The 1971-nt window shown below is 56.2% G+C and carries 1 protein-coding gene; it reads right to left on the bottom strand.

Going from position 1 to position 1971, the window contains the following annotated elements:
* A partial coding sequence (locus H5U08_RS17080; RefSeq protein WP_297035842.1) for a hypothetical protein occupies window positions 1-1897 on the bottom strand: 1897 nt, incomplete at its 3' end.
* Window positions 1898-1971 lie beyond the last annotated feature (74 nt).

The raw sequence follows: 1971 nt of genomic DNA, 5'->3' as shown, positions 1-1971 counted from the left end.
GTCGAATCGCCGGGCAGAGAAATTCGTCCCCCACCACCAATCCTCCCCGAGCTTGAAACTCCTGAATCGCTTTGACGACAGCCGCTGGCAACACGTCACATCCGGGAAGAACAAGCACGCGGTAGTTATCCAGTCCATCGCGCAGGATACTCTGTTCGTATATGATCCGCGGCTGAAAACGCCCCCATTGGAGTACAAGGTGCATGTCCGCTTCCCAGCCGCGACTCCAGCCGAAGGTCCCCCGACCGGCGAACATCTGCGAGGCAAAGCTTTCCAAAATGGCAATATCGGCGGAGGTGTCCGGGATATTCAAAAGAGACGGCCCCAGTGGCCGCACAACTTCGTGAATAAGCTCCCGGAGGACTTCCCTGGTACGGGGATTGGTATAGCGATAACTTCCGTGAGAAGCCGGCACGAGCGAACCCCACCCGTGATACATGATACCGCGGATGGGGCGTGCCATCTTGCACCAAAATGCCTCGCGCAGGTGATCTGGGGCAATGGTGATGAACTTCGCGTCGGGAATCTCTCTTTCCCAAGGCGCCCTTTGACTTTCTTCCTCGGGCAGCTTTGGGGCCGTTTGAGACCGGTACCAGATGATCTGCGTCATCTTCATGACCTGCTGGCCGGGGCGACCCTCAGCCATTGCGAAGACCTCGTCTGTTGCCTGGCCGATTTTGATGGGGTCGGGGTAGGTATAGGTCCACTGCGAAAGGATGTCCACTTCACCACCACTGCCCCAAATGCTGGGAGCGCGGACGGCGGGGTCGAAAAACGTCCACAGGTCGGTTCTTGCCGATTTCAAGCCACGATGGACGGCTGAGTGTAACTCGTTCCACCCGTCGCCTTCCGTCCAAAACCATCGGTAAAACGCAAGCAGATGGTCGTTATCGGGGATAACCCGGTCTTCCGGAAATCCGGGAATCCGATCGTATCGCACACCCCATTTGCTGGTGGCTTGATCTGGAACGTCATAGCCATGTTTGGTCCGAAAAGCGTCCAGATCGTGCTTGTGGAAGCACAGGTTGGTTGAGTCACGGACCTCTGAATGAATGAGCGCTGCCCGTAGTGCTGGAAAATCACGGAAGGTTTCTGAGACGGACGCCCCGACGCGATAGCAGAATTCGCGCACCTCGGGAAACAGACCGCACGGGTTGAGGTCCTTGTAAGGCTGCCCGTTTCGATCCGCACGCTGGAATCGGGATTGAGTTTCAGGATTCCTCACAATCCAGGAGCCGGGTGATAAGCTCACAATCGCCCCCATGCCCTGAACCAGGTACTCGTTGAGCATTTCCGCCTTCTCTGCCAGTTGAAAACTCTCGACAGCGGTTCCTGGTTTATCTGATTTCCAAATATGGGCATAGTCCGCCAGGCTGACTAATTGATGAGTAAAGCCGATTTCTTTGACGCGTTCGAGGTCTCCTGTGCCCCAGAGCACAACAGGCATCGTATCCGGAATGGGACGTGGCACAATGGCAACACTCAGTTCCCGCTCCGTTTGCAGTATGCCGGAGTCCTGGGTGGCCTCGACCTGTATTCGAAGAACGTAGGTTCCCGCTCGCAGTCGAGTATCCACCGGCACTTTTAAAGGAATTTCCTCGCGAGGAGAAAGTTTCGGTATTTGCAACGACGTCTTCGATCCTGCAAAGGTGCAGACAATCTTCACGTCGCTTACGTCATGAGGTGTTTCATTGCGCAGTAAGAGGTTCATAAAAGCACTGGCCTCCATTCGCAGGAAAGCCGTGCGCGCCAGAGGGGCCAGTTCTATCTCCAGGCCACCTTGGGCCCACGCGGGAATTGACGAGCGGATGCAAACATCGTCAATATAGCCGGGGAACCCCGAGTACAGGGAACCGTAGCGATCGCCGATGACCAGGTCATATTTTCCCGGGGACACCGGGCCTCGTCCGGGATGGACCGTTCTGCCAATAGCCTGTTTGTTCAGAAAAAAACGCCCCACACCTGCGCCAT

This window comes from Thermogutta sp., from assembly GCF_014359955.1.
Classification (GTDB): Bacteria; Planctomycetota; Planctomycetia; order Pirellulales; family Thermoguttaceae; genus Thermogutta.
Note: the sequence above shows the minus strand (reverse complement) of the source record. Positions and strands in the feature narration are given on the sequence as shown.